This window comes from Pelagerythrobacter aerophilus (assembly GCF_003581645.1).
In the GTDB taxonomy this organism is placed as follows: domain Bacteria; phylum Pseudomonadota; class Alphaproteobacteria; order Sphingomonadales; family Sphingomonadaceae; genus Pelagerythrobacter; species Pelagerythrobacter aerophilus.
Genome location: NZ_QXFK01000011.1, coordinates 90,039 through 108,721, shown reverse-complemented (window position 1 = coordinate 108,721; position 18,683 = coordinate 90,039). Strand labels below are relative to the sequence as shown.

Genomic DNA, 18,683 nt, shown 5'->3' with positions numbered 1-18,683 from the left:
ACTCGGGAAAGGGGCTTCAGCCCAGCGCGCTCCCGTAAAGCTTCAGCAGGTTCGCCAACGCCCGTTCCGCTTCCGCTTCGACGTAGGCGGGGGCGTCGGGGACGGTCCAGCCATGGTCGCCGGCATAGACCTCGATCTCGGCCGGGCGGCCCGCGGCCTTGGCGGCTTCGCGCAGGATCTCCTTGTTCTCCGGCGCCTCGGCATCGTCGTCCTGCGCGATCGCGATCAGGTAGCTGGCCTGCGTCTTGCCGAACAGGTTGTGCGGGCTCATCGGGTCGTCCCCGCGCACCAGCCCGCCGCCGTGGAAGCTGGCTGCCGCACGCACCCGCGCGGGCACCGCCGCGGCGGTCCACACGGTGAACGGCCCGCCCATGCAGTACCCCTGCGTGCCGACGCCGCGTGCGCTGTCGACCACGTCCTGCTGGTCGAACCAGCCAACCGCCGCCGTGGCATCGCGCATGATCGCCTCGGCATCGAGCTTCTCGCGCCAGGGGCCGACCTTCCGGAAGCCGCCGTTCGCAGCGAAGTCGGCGAAGTCCTCGAACTGCTGGCCGGCGACATCGCGGTAATAGGGGTTGGCGACCAGCACCGCGTAGCCCTGCCCCGCCAGCCGCCGGGCCATGTTGCGCTTCGCCTCGCGAATACCGCCGATGTCGGGCCAGAACAGCACGGCAGGCGCCGGGCCCGAGACCGGATGGACGAAGAATCCGTCCATGGTTCCGTCGGCGGTCTCGAAGCCGACGTTCTCTTCCGCCAGGGCCGGCCGAGCGACCCTCCCCTCGCCCTGCGAACCCGATTCCGCAGGCGTGCAGGCGGCCAGCGCGGCCATGCCGCCGAGCGCACCGAACTGCCGCCTGTTCAATCCCTCGCGCGCCCAGCGGGCGAGCTTGTCCTCGTCGCACATGTCGTCTCTCCCGATGTTCGGTCACATGCTGCGCGCAGCGGGCGCGGCATGCAAGCGCGATGGCCGCGCAAACGCGATTGGGCGATGGCGGTAGGCATGTTAGGTTTCACCTCAAAACGGATAAAGCGAATCGGCGCACGTCGCGCCGGCAGAGAACGGAGACCGCGATGCCCACTGCCTACCGTAACCTGATCGACGGCGAGATGATCGAGACTGCCCGGACCATGGACGTGGTCAATCCCGCGAACGAAAGCGTGATCGGTACGGTCCCCGCCTGCGGCAAGGAGGAGCTCGACCGCGCGGTCGCCGCCGCGCGCCGCGCGTTCAAGACCTGGTCGAAGACCCCGATCGAGGACCGCAGGGCGGCGATCAAGGCAATCTCCGCGATCATCAAGGAAAACGCCGACGAGCTCCACCGCCTGCTCACCGCCGAACAGGGCAAGCCGCACGGCCAGGCCATGAACGAGATCATCGGCGCTTCGGCGATGGTCGGCGCGCAGGCGACGCTCGACCTTGACGACGAGATCAACGAGGACAGCGACACGCGCCTCAGCCGCACGCGCCGCGTGCCGGTCGGCGTGGTGGGCGGCATCGTGCCGTGGAACTTCCCGGTGATGATGGCGATGCAGAAGATCGCGCCCGCGATGCTCTCGGGCTGCACGATCGTGCTCAAGCCCTCGCCCTTCACGCCCCTGACCACGCTGCGCCTTGCCGAACTGATCAAGGATGCCGCGCCCGCCGGCGTGATCAACGTCATCACCGGCGAGGACAGCCTCGGCCCGATGATCACCGAACATCCCGATATCGACAAGATCACCTTCACCGGCTCGACCGCGACCGGCAAGAAGATCATGGAGGGGGCGAGCCGCGATCTGAAGCGCATCACGCTCGAGCTCGGCGGCAACGACGCTTCGATCGTCCTGCCCGATGCCGATGTCGAGAAAGTCGCCGAACAGCTCTTCTGGTCGAGTTTCGCCAACGCCGGGCAGATCTGCGTCGCCGCCAAGCGGATCTATATCCACGAGGATATCTACGACGACTTGAGCAAGGCGATCGCCGAATACGCGAAGTCGGTGAAAGTCGGCGACGGATCGCAGCAGGGCACCGGGGTCGGCCCGATCCAGAACCGCAAGCAATACGAGCGCGTGCTGGAGTTGATTCAGGACGCCAAGGACCAGGGCTACCAATTCCTGGTCGGCGGCGACCACGACCCCAGCGTGCCCGGCTACTACGTGCCGATCACGATCCTCGACAATCCGCCCGAGGACGCACGGATTGTCGCCGAGGAACAGTTCGGCCCGGTCATGCCGCTGATGAAGTTCTCGAGCGACGACGAAGTGATCGAACGCGCGAACAACTCCGACTACGGCCTCGCCGGCGCAGTCTGGACCAAGGACACCGAGCGCGGGGTGAGAATCGCCGAGCAGCTCGAGACCGGCACGGTGTGGGTCAACGAGTACCTTCACTTCTCGCCCTTCACGCCCTTCGGCGGGCACAAGCAGTCGGGCTTCGGCGCCGAATACGGCAAGGAAGGGCTGCTGGAGTTCACCTATCCGCAGGTGATCACCGTGCGGAAGAACGCCAACGTCTGATCGGGGCGGGACCTGGCTGGGTCGGGCGCCGACGCCCGGCCCGGTCAGCGCCCCGCGTAATCCGCACCGTAGACGGCATCGCGGAAGTCGTGATGCAGCGCGTTGTCGAACGGGATCTTCTGCGCTGCGAACACCACGGCCATGTTCTGCCGCGGATCGACCCAGAAGAGCATCGAGGGCAGGCCATCCCAGAAGAACTCGCCCACCGTGCCGCGGTTCTCCCCGGGCGTCTGCGGCGGCGCCGTGCGGACGAAGACGTCGATCCCGAACCCGCCGGTGCCCTTGCCCGTCAGCCACGAGCGATCCTCGGGCGCAATGCGCGGGTCGAGGCTGTCGGTCGCCATCAGCCGCACGGTGGCGGGCCGGAGCAGACGCACGCCGCCGAGCTCGCCTTCATTCAGCAGCATGCGCGCGAAGCGCATGTAGTCGTCCACCGTGGTGACGATCCCCGCGCCGCCCATCGTCATCGGCTTGCCCATGAAGTTGGGCTCGAGCCAGGCATCGCGCGGCATCGGCGCCAGCGTGCCCTCCGAGTCCGCGACATAGATCCGCGCCAGCCGCGGGACTTCGGCCATGTCTCGCTTCCACCCGGTGTCGGTCATCTTCAGCGGGGCGAAGACATGCTCCTGCACGTATTCGGCGAAAGGTTGGCCGGAAAGCACCTCCACCAGCCGCGCCTGCACATCGACCGCCGCGCTGTAGTGCCAGTGCGTGCCCGGATCGTAGAGCAGCGGCACCCTGGCCATCGCGTCGGCGAATTCGGCCAGCGTCTTGTCGGGGCTAAGCGGGTCCAGTTCTTCCCACACGCGGTCGGCGGCGTTCTGCGGATCGCCGTTCGCGCCATACGTGAAGCCTGCGGTGTGGCGCAGGATGTCGCGCACGGTGATCGGGCGGCTGGGATCGCGCAGGATCGGGCTGCCGTCGGGGTTCTCGCCCGCCAGCACCTTGACGTCCGCGAACTGCGGCAGGTGCCAGGCCAGCGGATCGTCGAGCCCGAACGTGCCGCGCTCCCACAGCTGCATCAGCGCAACGCCGGTGACCGGCTTGGTCATCGAGAAGATCTGCACCAGCGTGTCGCGCGCGAACGGTTTCGCGGCTTCGCGCTGGGCCATGCCCGCGGCCGCGAAGCAGCGTTCCGAGCCGTCCTTCCACACCAGCGCCGAAGCGCCCACGGTGCGCCCCTGGTCGATCGCGCCGTCGAGAAAGGCCGCAATGCGCGCGCAATCGGGTTCGTAGTCCTGCGCCGAGGCCGGTCCCGACAGGAACGCCGCCCCGGCCAGTACCGCGCTCACGAGCGCCCGCGTTGCTGGCATTCCTGCTCCCCTCCTCAGGCAACTACCCCCTGAACACCACCGTTCGCGAGCCGTTGAGCAACACCCGGTCCTCCAGGTGGAGACGTACCGCTTCGGCGAGCACCCGGCTCTCGATATCGCGCCCCTTGCGGACGAGCTCTTCCGGGCTGTCGGCATGGGTGATCGGCTCGACATCCTGATGGATGATCGGGCCTTCGTCGAGGTCGGCGGTGACGTAGTGGGCGGTGGCGCCGATCATCTTCACCCCGCGCGCGTGCGCCTGATGATAGGGCCGCGCGCCCTTGAACCCGGGCAGGAACGAGTGGTGGATATTGATGCAGCGCCCGGCGAAGTGCGCGGCCTGCTCGTCCGAGAGGATCTGCATGTAGCGCGCGAGAACGACGAGCTCGGCCTGCGTCTCCTCGGCGATCGCGCGGACCTGCGCCTCCTGCGCCGCCTTTGTCTCGGCCGTCACCGGCAGGTGGTGGAACGGGATATCGCCGATATGCGTGTGGCTGATCGCCTCGCGCGGGTGATTGGAGACGATCGCCACCGGATCCATCGGCAGCTCCCCGATGCGCCAGCGGTAGAGCAGGTCGGCGAGGCAGTGGTCGAACTTGCTGACCATCAGCAACACCCGCCGCGGCCGGTCGCGGCGCGCAAGCTGCCACTGCATTCCGAACGCATCGGCAAGCGGAGCGAAATCGGTGCGCAGCTCCTCGCGCCCGGCCTCGCCCGGATCAAAGGCGACGCGCATGAAGAAGGCGCCGCCTTCCTGATCGTTGAACTGCTGTGCCTCGAGGATATTGCCCCCACGCTCGAACAGGAAGCCCGTCACCCGCGCGGTGATCCCCGGCCGGTCGGCGCAGCCAAGCGTCAGGATGAGCGGCTCGGCCATCAGCGCCGCGCGAGCGCCTCTTCGCACTCGGCCATCAGCGTCGCGACGATCTGCGCGACCGGTTCCTCTTCCTTCACCATGCCGACCGACTGGCCGGCCATGAGCGAGCCGCCCTCGACATCGCCGTCGATTACCGCGCGGCGGAGCGCGCCGGCCCAGTAATGCTCGATCTGAAGCTGCGCTTCGCCCATCACCACTTCCTCGCGGTCGAGCAAGCCGGCAACCTCGATCTGCTTGGCGGTGAAGGCCTCGGTCCCCTTGTTCCGCAGCGCGCGCACGGGGATCACCGGCAGGCGCGCATCGACCTGCACGCTGGCGACCGCGTCGCGCGCGCTGGCGCGGAAGAAGGCCTTCTTGAAATCGGGATGCGCAATGCTCTCGGTCGCACAGGCGAAGCGCGTGCCGAGCTGGACGCCCGCCGCGCCCATCTCGAGATAGCCGGCGATCGCCTGCCCCTTGCCGATCCCGCCGGCGACGAACACCAGGTGCTCCTCCGCCAGTTCGGGCAGGATCTCCTGCGCCAGCACGCTGGTCGAGACGGGGCCGATATGGCCACCGGCCTCCATCCCCTCGATCACCAGCGCGTCGGCGCCCGAGCGGAGCAGCTTCTTCGCCAGCGCCAGCGTCGGCGCGAAGCAGATGACCTTGGCCGGGTTCGCGCCGCCCTTGATCGCCTCGACGCTGCCCTTGGGCGGAATGCCGCCGGCGAGCACGACATGGCCGACGCCGTGCCGGCCGCAGACCTCGATCAGATCGAAGAGCTGCGGGTGCATGGTGATGAGGTTCACACCGAAGGGCCGATCGGTCATCGCCCTGGTCGCGGCAATCTCCGCATCGAGCAGTTCGGGCGTCATCGCGCCGCAGGCGATCACGCCGAAGCCGCCCGCGTTACTTATGGCGGAGACGAGGTTGCGCTCGGAAACCCAGCTCATCGCGCCGCACAGGATCGCGGTTTCGCAGCCAAGGAAGTCGGTGCCGCGCTGCATCAGGCGGCGTGTCTTGGGATAGTCCATCGTCGGCGCGCTTAGGCGCGTGGCCCCGAGGCGGCAAGAGGCCTCGGCGCGGCGGACGGCTCACACTCGCGGGAACCGAGGCGCCGCGCACCCGTCGTTCCGACAGGCGAAGGCACTGCGAGATGATCGTTTTCGTCGATGAGGCTGACAGGACTTAATTGCTTTGTCCGATTGCCACGCGGGCGTAGCCTTTCGCCTGCAACGACTCATGCGATCGGGCTTCGGAGAACGGTCCGGGCCGGTCCGAAATCAGGAGGATGCCAAGATGGATGCAGCAACCGGTTCGATGTCCCAGGGCGGGTGCCCCTTCAACGGTGACGGCGGAGTGCGCGCGCTGCTCGGGCGCACCAACAAGGACTGGTGGCCCGAGGCGCTGCCGCTCGAGATCCTCCTCGTCAACGGCTCGCCCGACCCGCTGGACGAGGATTTCGATTATGCCGAGGCGTTCAACGCGCTCGACTACCAGGCGCTCAAGAACGACCTGACCGCGCTGATGACCGATTCCAAGCCGTGGTGGCCGGCAGACTACGGGCATTACGGCCCGTTCTTCATCCGCATGGCCTGGCACGCGGCCGGCACCTACCGCACCGGCGACGGGCGCGGCGGCGCCAACAGCGGGCAGCAGCGCTTCGCCCCGCTCAATTCCTGGCCCGACAACGGCAATCTCGACAAGGCGCGGCGCCTGCTGTGGCCGGTCAAGCAGAAGTACGGCAAGAACATCAGCTGGGCCGACCTGTTCATCCTCGCCGGCAACGTCGCAATCGAATCGATGGGCGGCCCGACCTTCGGCTTCGGCGGCGGCCGCAGGGACGTGTTCGAGGCCGAACGCGACATCTACTGGGGCGGCGAGGACCTGTGGGTCAACGAAGGCGTGCCGACGCGTATCCGGCCCGAGGAAGAGGTCGACCTCGAAAACCCGCTGGCGGCGATCCAGATGGGCCTGATCTACGTCAATCCCGAAGGTCCGGGCGGTGACCCCGACCCGCTCGGCTCCGCACGCGATATCAAGGTCACGTTCGAGCGCATGGCGATGAATCACGAGGAGACCGTCGCGCTCACGGCCGGCGGGCACACCTTCGGCAAGTGCCACGGCGCGGGCGATCCGAGCCTGCTCGACGTCGCGCCCGAGGCGGCCGATATCACGCTCCAGGGCCTCGGCTGGGCGAGCACCTATGAGAGCGGCTTCGGTCCCCACACGATCACCTCGGGCCTCGAAGGCGCGTGGACCAACACGCCGACCGAGTGGACGGAGAACTACTTCCGCCTGCTGCTCGATTACGAATACGAACTGGTGACCTCGCCCGCGGGGGCCAAGCAGTGGCAGCCGATCGACCAGAAGGAAGAGGACATGGCGCCCGACGCGCACGATCCTTCCAAGAAGGTCCCGACGATGATGACGACCGCCGACATGGCGCTCAAGATGGATCCCGAGTTCCGGGCGATCAGCGAGAAGTTCCGCAACGATCACGCGGCGTTCCGGGACGCCTTCGCCCGCGCCTGGTTCAAGCTGACCCACCGCGACATGGGCCCCAAGTGCCGCTATCTCGGGCCCGAAGTGCCCGCCGAGGACATGATCTGGCAGGATCCGATCCCGGCCGGCACCATGCCGTCGCAGGGCGATGTCGCGGCGTTCAAGGCCAAGATCCTCGAGGCCGGCTTCAGCATCGGCCAACTGGTCAAGACGGCCTGGGCCTCCGCCTCGACCTTCCGCAAGAGCGACCACCGCGGCGGCGCCAACGGTGCGCGCATCCGCCTCGCTCCGCAGAAGGACTGGGCGGTGAACGAGCCGGAAGAGCTGTCGCAGGTGCTCGCCAAGATCGACGAGCTGCGCGGCACCCTGTCGATGGCCGACGCCATCGTGCTCGCCGGAACGGCGGCGGTCGAGAAGGGCGCACGCGACGCCGGGTTCGATGTCGAGGTCCCGTTCACGGGCGGGCGCGGCGATGCGACGGAGGAATGGACCGACGTCGACAGCTTCGAGCCGCTGGAGCCCAAGGCGGACGGCTTCCGCAACTACCTCAAGACGAAGCATTCGGTGAAGACCGAGGAGTTGCTGCTCGACCGGGCCTCGCTGCTGGGCCTGTCGGTTCCAGAAATGACGGTGCTGGTCGGCGGGCTGCGCGTGCTCGGCGCCAATCACAAGAGCGCGCCGCACGGCGTCTTCACCGACCGCGTGGGGCAGTTGACTAACGACTTCTTCGTCAACCTGCTCGACATGGATACCGTATGGGAAGTGGTCGACACCAGCGCCGACGAGGAGTTCATCGGCTACGACCGCGCGGGACGGCAGGAACGCTGGCGGGCCACCCGGACCGACCTGATCTTCGGTTCCAACTCGCAGCTCCGCGCCACCGCCGAAGTCTATGCCGAGCGCGGGCACGAGGAAAAGTTCGTGCGCGACTTCGTGAAGGCCTGGACCAAGGTGATGAACGCCGACCGCTGCGATCTCACTTACGCGAAGTATCACCAAAAGGCGGCCTGACCCCTTGAGGCCAGCCTTCGGAGAGCCCCCGGCAGCGATGTCGGGGGCTCTTTCGCGTGCGGCGCCATCGCGTTTAGAACGCTGGAAAGGGGCTGGACTTTCACAGGGTCGAGGCGGACAGAACGCCCCAGTATCGTTTTACAGGGGAGACTGTCCGTGACCCGCCGTACCATCCTGCTTGCCGCCGCCTCGCTCGGCGCCATGTCCCTTTCCGCCGTCCCGGCCAGTGCCGACGAGGGCATGTGGACCTTCGACGGGTTCCCTGCCGAGCAAGTCCGCGAGACCTATGGCTGGGCGCCCGATCAGGCCTGGCTGGATCAGGTCCGCAATTCCGCCGTGCGGCTGACCGGCGGCTGTTCCGCCAGCTTCGTTTCCCCCGAAGGGCTGATCCTCACCAACCATCACTGCGTCGCGAGCTGCCTCTACGACAACTCGACCGATGCGATGGACTATCTCGACGAGGGGTTCATCGCCGGCCGCCGCGAGGACGAGTTGCCCTGCCCCGGCCAGCAGGCCGAAGTCGTCACCGCGATTACCGACGTTACCCCGCAGGTGATGGACGCGATCGGCGAGTCGACCGGCGAAGCGCTGACCAAGGCGCGCGACGCGAAGATCGCCGAGCTCGAGTCGGCCGGCTGTACCGATCAGGAGACCATGCGCTGCCAGGTCGTCACGCTGTTCGGCGGTGGGCAGTACAAGCTCTACACCTACCGCAAGTATTCGGACGTGCGCCTCGCCTGGTCGCCCGAAGACCGCGCGGCCACGTTCGGCGGCGACCCGGACAACTTCAACTTCCCGCGCTACTCGCTCGATGCCTCGTTCCTGCGCGCCTATGAGAACGGCCAGCCGGTCGCGACGCCCGATCACCTCCAGTGGAACCCGCGCGCGCCCGAAGAAGGCGAGATCACTTTCGTGGTCGGCAATCCGGGCTCGACCAGCCGCCTGTTCACGCAGAGCCAGCTCGCCTTCGAGCGCGAAGTGCGCCTGCCGGTCACCGTGGCGACGATGTCCGAGCTGCGCGGCCGCCTGATCCGCGCGATGGACGAGAGCCCCGAAAAGGCGCGCGAAGGTCTCGATCTGCTCTCCGGCGTGGAGAACAGCCTCAAGGTCTATATCGGCCGTATGAAGGCGCTCAACGATCCGGCCTTCACCGGCAAGCTCGCCGCGGCGGAAGAGGCGCTCAAGGCGAAGAGCGCGGGCAATGCCGGGATCGGCGACCCGTGGGGCACGGTGGACCAGGCGATGGACGCCTACCGCGCGCTCTACCTCCCGCTGCGCTTCACCCAGCCTTCGGGCGACCTCTACGGCTATGCGCAGACGCTGGTCTTCGCCGCGCAGGAACGCGCCAAGCCCAACGCCGAACGCCTGCCCGGCTACACCGACAGTGCGCTGCCGCTGACCCAGAAGCGCCTGCTCGACGAGCGCCCGGTCTATCCCTGGCTCGACGAGCTGATGATGGAATGGAGCCTGTCGAAGGGGCGCGAGTATCTCGGCGTCGACGATCCCGACAGCAAGCTGCTGCTCGGCAAGGAAAGCCCCGAGCAACTCGCCGAGCGGCTGGTGAGCGGTACCCGGCTCGCCGACCCGGGCTACCGCAAGCAGCTCTGGGAGGGCGGTCTCGCCGCCATCGAAGCCTCGGACGATCCGATGATCCGGTACGCGCTCAAGCTGGCGCCGCGCCAGCGCGAGCTGAAGGCGCTGTCCGACGCGCAGTACTCGGGCCCGCTCGCCGCGGCCGGGGCGAAGCTCGCCGACGCGCGCTTCGCCGCCTACGGCGATGCGCTCTATCCCGATGCGACGTTCACGCTGCGCATCAGCTACGGCCAGGTGAAGGGCTGGACAGAGCGCGGCAACGAAGTGCCGATCCGCACCACGATGGGCGGCACGTTCGAGCGGGCGACCGGCAATCCGCCGTTCGACCTCGCCCCCGCCTTCGCGGCGAACGAGGCGAAGATCGACAAGAACACGACTTACGATTTCGTGACCACCAACGACATCATCGGCGGCAATTCGGGCAGTCCGGTGATCGACAAGGCGGGCACGGTGATCGGCGCCGCGTTCGACGGCAACATCCACTCGCTCGGCGGCAACTACGGCTACGACGGCACGCTCAACCGCACGGTAGTGGTCTCGACCGCAGCGGTGCAGGAAGCGCTCGAGACGATCTACCCCGCGCCCGCGCTGGCGAAGGAGCTCGCCGGAGAGTGATCGGTGGTGGGCGGGGTCGTAGCGCCTCGCCCGCTCATCCGTAGGTGATCCGCACCTTGCCCGCCGCTTCGGCCGCGACGCTGCGCGCGGCGTCGGTGTCGCCGGCGCTGGCCAGGGCAACGCCCATGCGGCGGTAGGGGCGCGAGGTCGGCTTGGCGAAGATGCGCAGGTCGACCGTGCCGCCGGGAACCCCCAGCGCCTCGGCCAGGCCTTCGTAGCCGAGCGCATCGCTATCCCGGTCGGCGAGGATCACCGCGCTCGCCGAAGGCCGCGCGCGGATCGGCGCCGGGATCGGCAGGCCCATGATCGCACGGGCGTGGAGATCGAACTCGCTGAGGTTCTGGCTCACCAGCGTGACCATGCCGGTATCGTGCGGGCGCGGGCTCAGCTCGGAGAAGATCACGTCCTCCCCGCGCACGAAGAACTCGACTCCGAATATCCCCTGGCCGCCGAGATCGTCGACCACTTTCGCGGCCATGTCCTGCGCGGCCGCCAGCGCAGCGTCGGACATCGCGATCGGCTGCCAGGATTCCATGTAGTCGCCGCGTTCCTGCCGGTGGCCGATCGGCGGGCAAAACAGCACGCCGTCTTTCGTCCGCACGGTCAGCAGCGTGATCTCGTAATCGAAATCGACGAACTCCTCGACGATCACCCGGCGCCGGTCGCCCCGCATGTTGGCGACCGCATAGTCCCACGCGGCCTCGAGCTCCGCCGCGTCCTCGACTTTGCTTTGCCCCTTGCCGGACGACGACATGACCGGCTTGATCACACAGGGAAAGCCGGCGTGCGCCGCGCCCGCATGCACCTCCTCGAGCGATTCGGCGTAGCGGTAGCGGGACGTCGCGAGCCCGAGCTGCTCCGCAGCGAGATCGCGGATGCGGTCGCGGTTCATGGTGAGCTGGGTCGCGCGCGCGGAGGGGACGACGTGGAAACCCTCGGCCTCCAGCTCGACCAGCGTCTCGGTGCGGATCGCCTCGATCTCGGGCACGATGTAATCGGGCCGATGCTTCTCGACCGCCGCGCGCAGCGCCGCGCCGTCGAGCATCGAGAAAACCTCGCGCGCGTCGGCAAGCTGCATGGCGGGCGCGTTGTCGTAAGCGTCGCAGGCGACGACATAGGCGCCGAGCCGCTTGGCCGAGATCGTGAACTCGCGCCCGAGCTCGCCCGATCCGAGGAGGAGAATCTTCGCAGTGAAAGCCATGCGCCGCTCTTAGCGGCATTGCGCCGGCGCGGCCAAGGCCAACGATGTCAGGCGCGCAGACGGCCGCGGTCGGGCAAGTCCTCGTCGGTTTCGGCCCGGCCCCGGCCACGAGCCTTGGCCGCCAGCAGAGCGAGCTCCGCGCGCCGCAGGGTGTCATCGGCTGACATGCGCAACGCGGCGAGCCCGACACTGGCCGACAGGCGCGGTTCGTCCGAGGGGTGTGGTGGCGATGCCTCCGTGAGCGCCGTGAGCACCGCGGCAACGACCGTTCGCGCCGCGGCCAGGTCGTGATCGGGCAGGAGAACGCCGAAGCCCTCGCCACCGATCCGCGCCACGATATGCTCGTGCCGCAGCGTGCCGCGCAGGAAATCGGCGAAGGCGACGAGCACGCGGTCACCCGCGCTCGCCCCGTGCCGCAAGTTGATCGCGCGGAAATGGTCGATGTCGAACAACGCGAGCGTACCGCCCTGCCCCCGGCGGACAAGGTGCCGCAGCATCATTTGGAACGCGCGGCGATTGGCAAGCCCGGTAAGCGGATCGGTGACCGTGGCGGCAAACAGCCGCTCCTCCAGCGCCCGCCGCTCCTCGATCGAGCGCATGATGCCGATCGCGCCATAGGCCTGTCCGTCGCCGGCGAGCAGCGGACGGAGCTGAAGCGTGAACCAGTTCGTGCGGCCGTCGTCCATGCGGGCGGCGAACTCGAACCAGCCGGTCGCCGATCCGCCCCGCATGATCACCTCGAGGAATGCACGCAGCTTCTCGGCCTGCGCCGGTTCCGCGAGATCGGCCAGATGCGGAGTGATGAGCATGTCGGGGATGGCGAAGCCGAGTTGCCCGATCGCCGCGGAGGCGTGAACCACGAAGCCTTCGCGGTCGACCTTCACGACGATGTCGCGGCCGCCCTCCGCCACCAAGTCGTATAGTGCCGCCCCTTCATGAAGGGTGAAGTCTTCCACCATTGCAATAAGCGCCCGATTTCCCCACCTATGTCGATTAACAAATATGAAGATAAACACTCGGAAGAAAAACTTCCGAAGGAATTATACTTCATCATTCCTGTTAATCACGTTGTATAACGCAATTAACTTGCGAATCGACTTAGGCTGATATTAACCAAGCGGATGAATTTACGGGAGTCATTTCGCGTATCGCGGCAAAGTTTCCTGAGAGGCTGAATTACAGTTCGATCATGATCCTGATCTTGGCCGGTTCGGTCCCGAAGGCGTGCGCGATGGCCTCGCGGCTGCGGGCGAGCACTTCGCGGGCTTCGGTGTTGTCGTGCACGTCGGCCAGTTCCTCCTCGGATACGCCGAGCACTTCGGCGATAGTGGCGACCCGGCTTTCGATCGGGCGCGCCTTGCCCTTCTCCCAGGCCCAGACCGTCGGCTTGCTGACCTCGAGCCGTTCGCCGAGCTGCGCGAGTGTAAGTCCGCGTTCCTTGCGCAGACGCTGCAGCCGACTGCCGAACGATTCGGTTGCGGCCGCATGCGCGCGCTCGAGTTTCAGGCCTGCGTCGCTCCGCAGCTCCGCGGCGGCAAGCGTGCCGGGGGAGATCGGCTCGTCGAAGCGGCAGCCGTAGAGCGTGCCGCTTGCCCAGACGACGCGAGCCGGCGCCACGCCGGCATGCGGGAAATCGATGTCGATCGCCTCGTCTATGGAAAGTTCGGCCTCGCACTCGAGCAGCAGGCCGGTGGACGAGGCGTTGTGCACACGGACCGGCAGAACGTCACCCGATTCGCGCCCTCCAACCGTTTCGAACCGTAATGTCCGGCGTGGCGCGCCTCGCCGCTCCTCCGGCCGAGTGCGCTCCAGATGTGCTGCGATAACCATGTGTGCCGCTCCTTTCGCGGAAAGGAGTCGGCGCTGCTGGTTAAGGAATCGTTAGCCCGGTCGCTTGCCGCGCCTAACCGCCCTGTCAGGCAGCCTCGTCGTTCGCATCGAGACCGTAGGCGGTGTGCAGCACGCGGACGGCGAGTTCTGTCTCGTCCTCGTCGATCATGACCGAGACCTTGATCTCGCTGGTCGAGATCGCCTGGATGTTGATCCCGCGCTCGGCCAGCGACTTGAACATCGTCGCGGCGACGCCCGCGTGACTCTTCATGCCGACGCCGACGACCGAGATCTTGGCGACCTTGCTGTCGGTGATGATGCGGTTGAAGCCGATATCGCTCCGCCGGTCCTCCAGGAGCGCCTGCGCGCGCGCGAGATCGACCTGGGGCACGGTGAACGTCACGTCGGTCTCGCCCTTGTCGCGCCCGACGTTCTGGATGATCATGTCGACATTGATGCTCGCCTGCGCGAGCGGCTCGAAGATATGCGCCACCGCGCCCGGCTTGTCGGGCACGCGGGTGAGGATCACCTTGGCCTCGTTCTTGTCGTGCGCGATGCCGGTGACGAGTTGGCGTTCCATATCGCCCTTCTCCACTAGTTCGTTCATTTCCTCTTCCGACACGATCATCGTGCCGGGAAGATCGTCGGCCGGGACGGCGTCGTCGCCGACGAAGCTGGAGAGCACCTGGATGCGCACCCCTTCCTTCATCGCGAGCCCGACCGAACGGGTCTGCAGCACTTTCGCCCCCACGCTCGCGAGCTCGAGCATTTCCTCGTACGTCACGGCCTTGAGCTTGCGCGCCTTGGCCACGATCCGCGGGTCGGTGGTATAGACCCCGTCGACATCGGTGTAGATGTCGCAGCGGTCGGCGCCAACCGCCGCCGCGACCGCGACCGCCGAGGTGTCGGAGCCGCCGCGGCCGAGCGTCGTCACCCGGCCGTCGGCGCCAATGCCCTGGAAACCGGGAATCACCGCGATCTCGCCCGCCTGCATCGAAGCCATCAGAGCGTCCGAATCGATGTCCTCGATCCGCGCCTTGGCATGGGCCTCGACCGTACGCACCGGAAGCTGCCAGCCGAGCCAGCTGCGCGCCTTGCTGCCGAGCGACTGGAGCGTGAGCGCGAGCAAGCCGCTCGTCACCTGCTCGCCGCTGGCGACGACCACGTCGTATTCGGCCGGATCGTAGAGCGCGTTCGCCTCGCGGCAGAAGTTGACCAGCCGGTCGGTCTCCCCCGCCATGGCGGAGACGACGACGGCGACCTCATGCCCGGCGGCCTGCTGTTTGCGCACGATATTGGCCACGCGCCTGATGCGTTCGGTCCCGGCCATCGAAGTGCCGCCGAATTTCATCACGATACGCGCCAAGTCCGTGCCTCCCCTGCATTGGTGCCCGTTCCACGGCGGGCGCTGGTGCCGGTCTGTGCGCGCTGTTAGGGAGGGCGCATGGGCGATGCAACAATATCGGGCGAAACCAATTCTTCGGGCGGGCAAACCATCCGCCCCGAAGAAGCGGCGCATTTCGGCAGTCTGGCGCGCGACTGGTGGGACCCGAAGGGCTCCTCCGCCATGCTGCACAAGCTCAATCCCGTGCGGCTCGCCTTCGTACGCGCGGCGATCGATGCGCACTGGAGCGCCGATCCGGAGAACCTGAAGCCGCTCGCAGGAAGGAGCGCGCTCGACGTCGGCTGCGGCGCGGGGCTGCTGTGCGAGCCGCTCGCCCGGTTGGGAGCGGCGGTTACCGGCGTGGACGCAGCGCCCGAGAATATCGCGGCCGCGGCGCACCATGCGGAAGGTGCCGGTCTCGATATCCGCTACATGGCGGGCGAGATCGCCGCGCTCGACATCGGCAGGTTCGATCTCGTCACCAGCATGGAGGTGATCGAGCACGTCGCCGACAAGCACGCGTTCGTGGCCGCGCTCGCCGGCCGCGTTGCGCCGGACGGGTTGCTGGTTCTCTCGACACCCAACCGCACGCCGCAGTCGCAGCTCCTGCTCGTGCGCGCTGCCGAGGCCTTCGGCGCGATCCCGAAAGGCACGCACCACTGGGACGATTTCGTCACGCCGGAGGAGCTGCGCGGCCTGCTCGCCGATGCAGGGCTCATGATGGGCGAGCCGCGCGGGATAGGCTTCTCGCCGGGCAAGGGCCTCCACCTGTCGAGCGATCTCGCGCTCAACTACATCGTCACCGCCACCCGCGCCTGAGCCTTGCCACGAAGACAGGGGGAAAACTCGCGCCGCGGGTTCACCGGCTCCGGCAGGCTGGCTATCGAGCGCGCCAACCGATTCTCACATCATCCGGAGTAAAACATGGCCGAAGCCACCGACGACCGCCTGCGCCTGCTGATCGAACGCATCGAACGCCTCGAGGAAGAGAAGAAGGGCATCGCCGACGACATCCGCGACGTCTATGCCGAGGCGAAGGCAGTCGGCTACGACGTCAAGATCATGCGCCAGATCGTCCGTCTTCGGAAGATGAAGCCCGACGATCGCGCCGAAATGGAAATGGTGCTCGACACCTACAAGGCGGCGCTCGGGCTGGGCTGATCCGCCCTCACGGCGGAGCGGGGAACGACGCCCCGCTCCCGTCGATTGCTTTCGTGAACACCCGATTCACGGAGCGAACCATGAGCGATTCAACCGAAACCGTCGACAAGGCCTTCGTCGAGGAGACACACGAAGAGCCGAAGCTGCCCGGCCACGAGACGGCGATGGACGACAAGCCCGAATGGGCGCCGCGCTATCCCGGCTCCGACCGGCTCAAAGGCAAAGTGGCTATTGTCACGGGCGGAGACAGCGGCATCGGCCGCGCCACCGCTGTGCTGTTCGCGCGCGAAGGCGCGAAAGTCGCGATCGCGTACCTCGAGGAAGACGACGACGCGCGCATCACTATCGAGGCGATCGAGCGCGAGGGCAGCGAAGGCCTGTTCCACCGCGGCGATCTCGGCGATCCGAAAGTCTGCAAAGCGCTGGTCGAAAAAGTCATCGACAAGTGGGGCCGGCTCGACGTGCTGGTCAACAACGCCGGCGAGCAGCATCCCGACAAGGAGGTGACCGAGATCACCGCCGAGCAGCTCCAGCGCACGTTTCAGACCAACATCTTCGCGATGTTCTACCTCGTCCAGGCGGCGCGGCCGCATCTCACCAAGGGCGCGGCGATCGTCAACTGCACCAGCGTGACGATGTACAAGGGCTCCGGCGGGCTGCTCGATTACTCCGCGACCAAGGGCGCGATCACCGCCTTCACCCGCTCGCTGAGCGAGAACCTGATCAAGGACGGCATCCGCGTGAACGCGGTCGCGCCCGGGCCGATCTGGACCCCTCTCAATCCCTGCGGCGGGGCGCCGCCCGAGAAGGTCGAGCATTTCGGCGAGGACACGCCCATGGGCCGTCCGGGCCAGCCGAACGAGGTCGCGCCCGCGTTCCTCTTCCTTGCCTGCGAGGATTCGTCCTATATGTCGGGGCAGGTCCTGCACCCCAACGGCGGGATCGTCGTCAACGGTTGAGGAGCTTCGGATGGCAGGGCCCTGGAAGGATGCACCCTATAAAGATGCGAGGGGCATCGTCGTCACCACCACGCACACGATCGAGGGACGGCCGATCCAGGACTATCTCGGCATCGTCACCGGCGAGGTGATCGTCGGCGCCAACCTGTTCCGCGATCTCTTCGCCAATATCCGCGATATCGTCGGGGGCCGGTCGGGCAGCTACGAGCGCATCCTGCGCGATGCGCGCGAGCAGGCGATCCAGGAACTGCAGGCCGAATGCGGCTCGCTGGGCGGCAACGCGGTGGTCGGGGTCGACCTCGACTACGAGGTGATCGGAGACACCGGATCGATGCTGATGGTCTCCGCCAGCGGCACGGCGGTGCGCATCTGAGCACGGGCGACGGCTTCTCGGTCGCGCGGATCGGCCCGGGCGACCTGACGCGCTTCCGCGCGATGAACCGCCTGTTCGGCGAGGTCTTCGACGACCGCGAGAGCTATGCCGCGCATCCGCCGGACGACGCCTATGCGGAGGCGCTGCTGGCCCGCCCCGATACCGTGCTGCTGGTTGCCGAGGCAGGCGGCGAGATGATCGGGGCGCTCGCCGGATACGTTCTGCCCAAGTTCGAGCAAGCGCGCAGCGAGCTTTACATCTACGACCTCGCCGTCGCCGAAGACTGGCGCCGCCGGGGCGTCGCCACCGCGCTGATCGAGGAGACGCGCCGGATCGCGCGCGCGGCAGGGGTCTGGGTCATCTACGTCCAGGCCGACACGCTGCCCGAGGACGAACCCGCGATTGCGCTCTACGACAAGCTCGGCACGCGCGAGGAAGTTCTGCACTTCGACATCGCACCCTAGAAAGCCTCGCAGCCCGCGATTGCCCGCCCGGCGCTGCTTCGCTAGGAGCGCGTCACAATGCGGCCCGCACCGCTGGGCCACATGACAGACCAAATTCCGGGGTTACCATGGCAGGCCATTCCAAATTCAAGAACATCATGCACCGCAAGGGGGCGCAGGATAAGAAGCGCTCCAACCTCTTCTCCAAGCTCAGCCGCGAGATCACCGTCGCGGCGAAGATGGGCACGCCCGATCCCGACATGAACCCGCGCCTGCGGCTGGCGGTCAACAACGCCAAGGCGCAGTCGATGCCCAAGGACAACATCCAGCGCGCGATCGACAAGGCGAGCGGCGGGGACGAGGATAACTACGAGGAAGTCCGCTACGAAGGCTACGGTCCGGGCGGCGTGGCGCTGATCGTCGAGGCGCTGACCGACAACCGCAACCGCACCGCCACCGCCGTGCGCACCGCCTTCTCCAAGAACGGCGGCAACCTCGGCACCGAAGGCTCGGTCGCGCACGGGTTCGAGCGCAAGGGGCTGATCGAGTACCCGGCGAGCGCGGGCGACGAGGAGAAAGTTCTCGAAGCGGCGATCGAGGCGGGCGCCGACGACGTCGAAAGCGACGAAAGCGGCCACACGATCTGGACCGAAATGGAAGCGCTGCACGAAGTCGCGAGTGCGCTGGAGAAGACGCTGGGCGAGGCCGAGAACGTCAAGCTGGCGTGGAAGCCCAACATCACCGTGGAGATGGACGAAGGCTCGGCCGGCACGCTGCTCAAGCTGGTCGACGCGCTCGACGACGACGACGACGTGCAGACCGTGTGGGGCAACTACGAGATTCCCGACGAAGTGATGGAGAAGCTGGGGTGATCCCATTCCCCTCCCGCTCGCGGGAGGGGTCAGGGGTGGGCTCCGGCCGACCTCTCACCCGCCCCTCAACC

At 67.3% G+C, this 18,683-nt stretch carries 17 protein-coding genes; 9 read left to right on the top strand and 8 right to left on the bottom strand.

Annotated elements, in window-relative coordinates; translation table 11 throughout:
- Nucleotides 1-16 precede the first annotated feature (16 nt).
- Nucleotides 17-904 (bottom strand): dienelactone hydrolase family protein, encoded by an 888-nt coding sequence (locus D2V04_RS03175; RefSeq protein WP_119511895.1) that lies wholly within the window; start codon nt 902-904, stop codon nt 17-19.
- Between the two features lie 167 nt (nt 905-1,071).
- Between D2V04_RS03175 and D2V04_RS03170 the strand changes: the two genes are divergently transcribed.
- Nucleotides 1,072-2,496, top strand: a complete 1,425-nt coding sequence (locus D2V04_RS03170; protein WP_119511894.1) for an aldehyde dehydrogenase family protein — start codon at nt 1,072-1,074, stop codon at nt 2,494-2,496.
- A gap of 44 nt (nt 2,497-2,540) precedes the next feature.
- On the opposite strand, the gene D2V04_RS03165 is transcribed toward D2V04_RS03170, so the two are convergent.
- The 3 genes from D2V04_RS03165 to D2V04_RS03155 are packed head-to-tail and all read right to left on the bottom strand — an operon-like array spanning nt 2,541 to nt 5,699.
- Nucleotides 2,541-3,809, bottom strand: coding sequence for a serine hydrolase domain-containing protein (locus tag D2V04_RS03165; RefSeq protein WP_119511893.1), 1,269 nt, complete (start codon nt 3,807-3,809; stop codon nt 2,541-2,543).
- A 22-nt stretch (nt 3,810-3,831) separates the two neighbouring features.
- Nucleotides 3,832-4,686 (bottom strand): formyltetrahydrofolate deformylase, encoded by an 855-nt coding sequence (gene purU, locus D2V04_RS03160; protein ID WP_119511892.1) that lies wholly within the window; start codon nt 4,684-4,686, stop codon nt 3,832-3,834.
- The gene (locus D2V04_RS03155) at nt 4,686-5,699 is read right to left on the bottom strand and encodes an NAD(P)H-dependent flavin oxidoreductase (protein WP_228766225.1); all 1,014 of its coding nucleotides are present in this window, start codon (nt 5,697-5,699) and stop codon (nt 4,686-4,688) included. Before D2V04_RS03155 ends, purU begins: the two co-directional genes overlap by 1 nt.
- A gap of 265 nt (nt 5,700-5,964) precedes the next feature.
- Here D2V04_RS03155 and katG point away from each other — a divergent pair, with 265 nt between their 5' ends.
- Nucleotides 5,965-8,181, top strand: a complete 2,217-nt coding sequence (katG, locus tag D2V04_RS03150) for a catalase/peroxidase HPI (RefSeq protein WP_119511952.1) — start codon at nt 5,965-5,967, stop codon at nt 8,179-8,181.
- Nucleotides 8,182-8,337: 156 nt separating this feature from the next.
- Complete coding sequence (locus tag D2V04_RS03145) at nt 8,338-10,389, top strand: S46 family peptidase (RefSeq protein WP_228766224.1); 2,052 nt, start codon at nt 8,338-8,340, stop codon at nt 10,387-10,389.
- 34 nt (nt 10,390-10,423) lie between these two features.
- Here the strand turns inward: D2V04_RS03145 and purT are convergent, their stop codons facing one another.
- The 4 genes from purT to D2V04_RS03125 form a co-directional block, all read right to left on the bottom strand.
- Entirely contained in the window at nt 10,424-11,590 is a 1,167-nt protein-coding gene (purT, locus tag D2V04_RS03140; RefSeq protein WP_119511891.1) for a formate-dependent phosphoribosylglycinamide formyltransferase, read from the bottom strand.
- A 47-nt stretch (nt 11,591-11,637) separates the two neighbouring features.
- Nucleotides 11,638-12,546, bottom strand: coding sequence for a GGDEF domain-containing protein (locus D2V04_RS03135; protein ID WP_182849639.1), 909 nt, complete (start codon nt 12,544-12,546; stop codon nt 11,638-11,640).
- A 220-nt stretch (nt 12,547-12,766) separates the two neighbouring features.
- Nucleotides 12,767-13,420, bottom strand: coding sequence for a helix-turn-helix domain-containing protein (locus D2V04_RS03130; protein ID WP_119511889.1), 654 nt, complete (start codon nt 13,418-13,420; stop codon nt 12,767-12,769).
- Between the two features lie 85 nt (nt 13,421-13,505).
- A complete protein-coding gene (locus tag D2V04_RS03125) occupies nt 13,506-14,786 on the bottom strand; it encodes an aspartate kinase (RefSeq protein WP_119511888.1) in 1,281 nt (426 codons plus the stop codon).
- A 78-nt stretch (nt 14,787-14,864) separates the two neighbouring features.
- On the opposite strand from D2V04_RS03125, the gene ubiG reads away from it, so the two are divergent.
- The 6 genes from ubiG to D2V04_RS03095 all read left to right on the top strand — a co-directional run bounded on the left by ubiG (nt 14,865) and on the right by D2V04_RS03095 (nt 18,612).
- Nucleotides 14,865-15,623 (top strand): bifunctional 2-polyprenyl-6-hydroxyphenol methylase/3-demethylubiquinol 3-O-methyltransferase UbiG, encoded by a 759-nt coding sequence (gene ubiG / locus D2V04_RS03120; RefSeq protein ID WP_119511887.1) that lies wholly within the window; start codon nt 14,865-14,867, stop codon nt 15,621-15,623.
- A gap of 105 nt (nt 15,624-15,728) precedes the next feature.
- Nucleotides 15,729-15,965, top strand: a complete 237-nt coding sequence (locus D2V04_RS03115) for a DUF2312 domain-containing protein (RefSeq protein ID WP_119511886.1) — start codon at nt 15,729-15,731, stop codon at nt 15,963-15,965.
- Between the two features lie 80 nt (nt 15,966-16,045).
- A complete protein-coding gene (locus tag D2V04_RS03110) occupies nt 16,046-16,924 on the top strand; it encodes an SDR family oxidoreductase (RefSeq protein ID WP_119511885.1) in 879 nt (292 codons plus the stop codon).
- A 10-nt stretch (nt 16,925-16,934) separates the two neighbouring features.
- A complete protein-coding gene (locus tag D2V04_RS03105) occupies nt 16,935-17,297 on the top strand; it encodes a heavy metal-binding domain-containing protein (protein WP_182849638.1) in 363 nt (120 codons plus the stop codon).
- Nucleotides 17,294-17,761 carry an AAC(3)-I family aminoglycoside N-acetyltransferase gene (locus D2V04_RS03100; protein ID WP_267463444.1) on the top strand — a complete coding sequence of 156 codons (468 nt, stop codon included), beginning with the start codon at nt 17,294-17,296 and terminating at the stop codon, nt 17,759-17,761. Before D2V04_RS03105 ends, D2V04_RS03100 begins: the two co-directional genes overlap by 4 nt.
- A gap of 107 nt (nt 17,762-17,868) precedes the next feature.
- A complete protein-coding gene (locus tag D2V04_RS03095; protein WP_119511883.1) occupies nt 17,869-18,612 on the top strand; it encodes a YebC/PmpR family DNA-binding transcriptional regulator in 744 nt (247 codons plus the stop codon).
- Nucleotides 18,613-18,683 lie beyond the last annotated feature (71 nt).

Bases quoted from the DNA above. Each gene is read 5' to 3' on its own strand.
- D2V04_RS03165 (WP_119511893.1), bottom strand. From the start codon at position 3,809: ATGCCAGCAACGCGGGCGCTCGTGAGCGCGGTACTGGCCGGGGCGGCG.
- ubiG (WP_119511887.1), top strand. From the start codon at position 14,865: ATGGGCGATGCAACAATATCGGGCGAAACCAATTCTTCGGGCGGGCAA.
- D2V04_RS03175 (WP_119511895.1), bottom strand. From the start codon at position 904: ATGTGCGACGAGGACAAGCTCGCCCGCTGGGCGCGCGAGGGATTGAAC.
- D2V04_RS03115 (WP_119511886.1), top strand. From the start codon at position 15,729: ATGGCCGAAGCCACCGACGACCGCCTGCGCCTGCTGATCGAACGCATC.
- D2V04_RS03155 (WP_228766225.1), bottom strand. From the start codon at position 5,699: ATGGACTATCCCAAGACACGCCGCCTGATGCAGCGCGGCACCGACTTC.
- D2V04_RS03110 (WP_119511885.1), top strand. From the start codon at position 16,046: ATGAGCGATTCAACCGAAACCGTCGACAAGGCCTTCGTCGAGGAGACA.
- purT (WP_119511891.1), bottom strand. From the start codon at position 11,590: ATGGCTTTCACTGCGAAGATTCTCCTCCTCGGATCGGGCGAGCTCGGG.
- purU (WP_119511892.1), bottom strand. From the start codon at position 4,686: ATGGCCGAGCCGCTCATCCTGACGCTTGGCTGCGCCGACCGGCCGGGG.
- katG (WP_119511952.1), top strand. From the start codon at position 5,965: ATGGATGCAGCAACCGGTTCGATGTCCCAGGGCGGGTGCCCCTTCAAC.
- D2V04_RS03130 (WP_119511889.1), bottom strand. From the start codon at position 13,420: ATGGTTATCGCAGCACATCTGGAGCGCACTCGGCCGGAGGAGCGGCGA.
- D2V04_RS03170 (WP_119511894.1), top strand. From the start codon at position 1,072: ATGCCCACTGCCTACCGTAACCTGATCGACGGCGAGATGATCGAGACT.
- D2V04_RS03095 (WP_119511883.1), top strand. From the start codon at position 17,869: ATGGCAGGCCATTCCAAATTCAAGAACATCATGCACCGCAAGGGGGCG.
- D2V04_RS03105 (WP_182849638.1), top strand. From the start codon at position 16,935: ATGGCAGGGCCCTGGAAGGATGCACCCTATAAAGATGCGAGGGGCATC.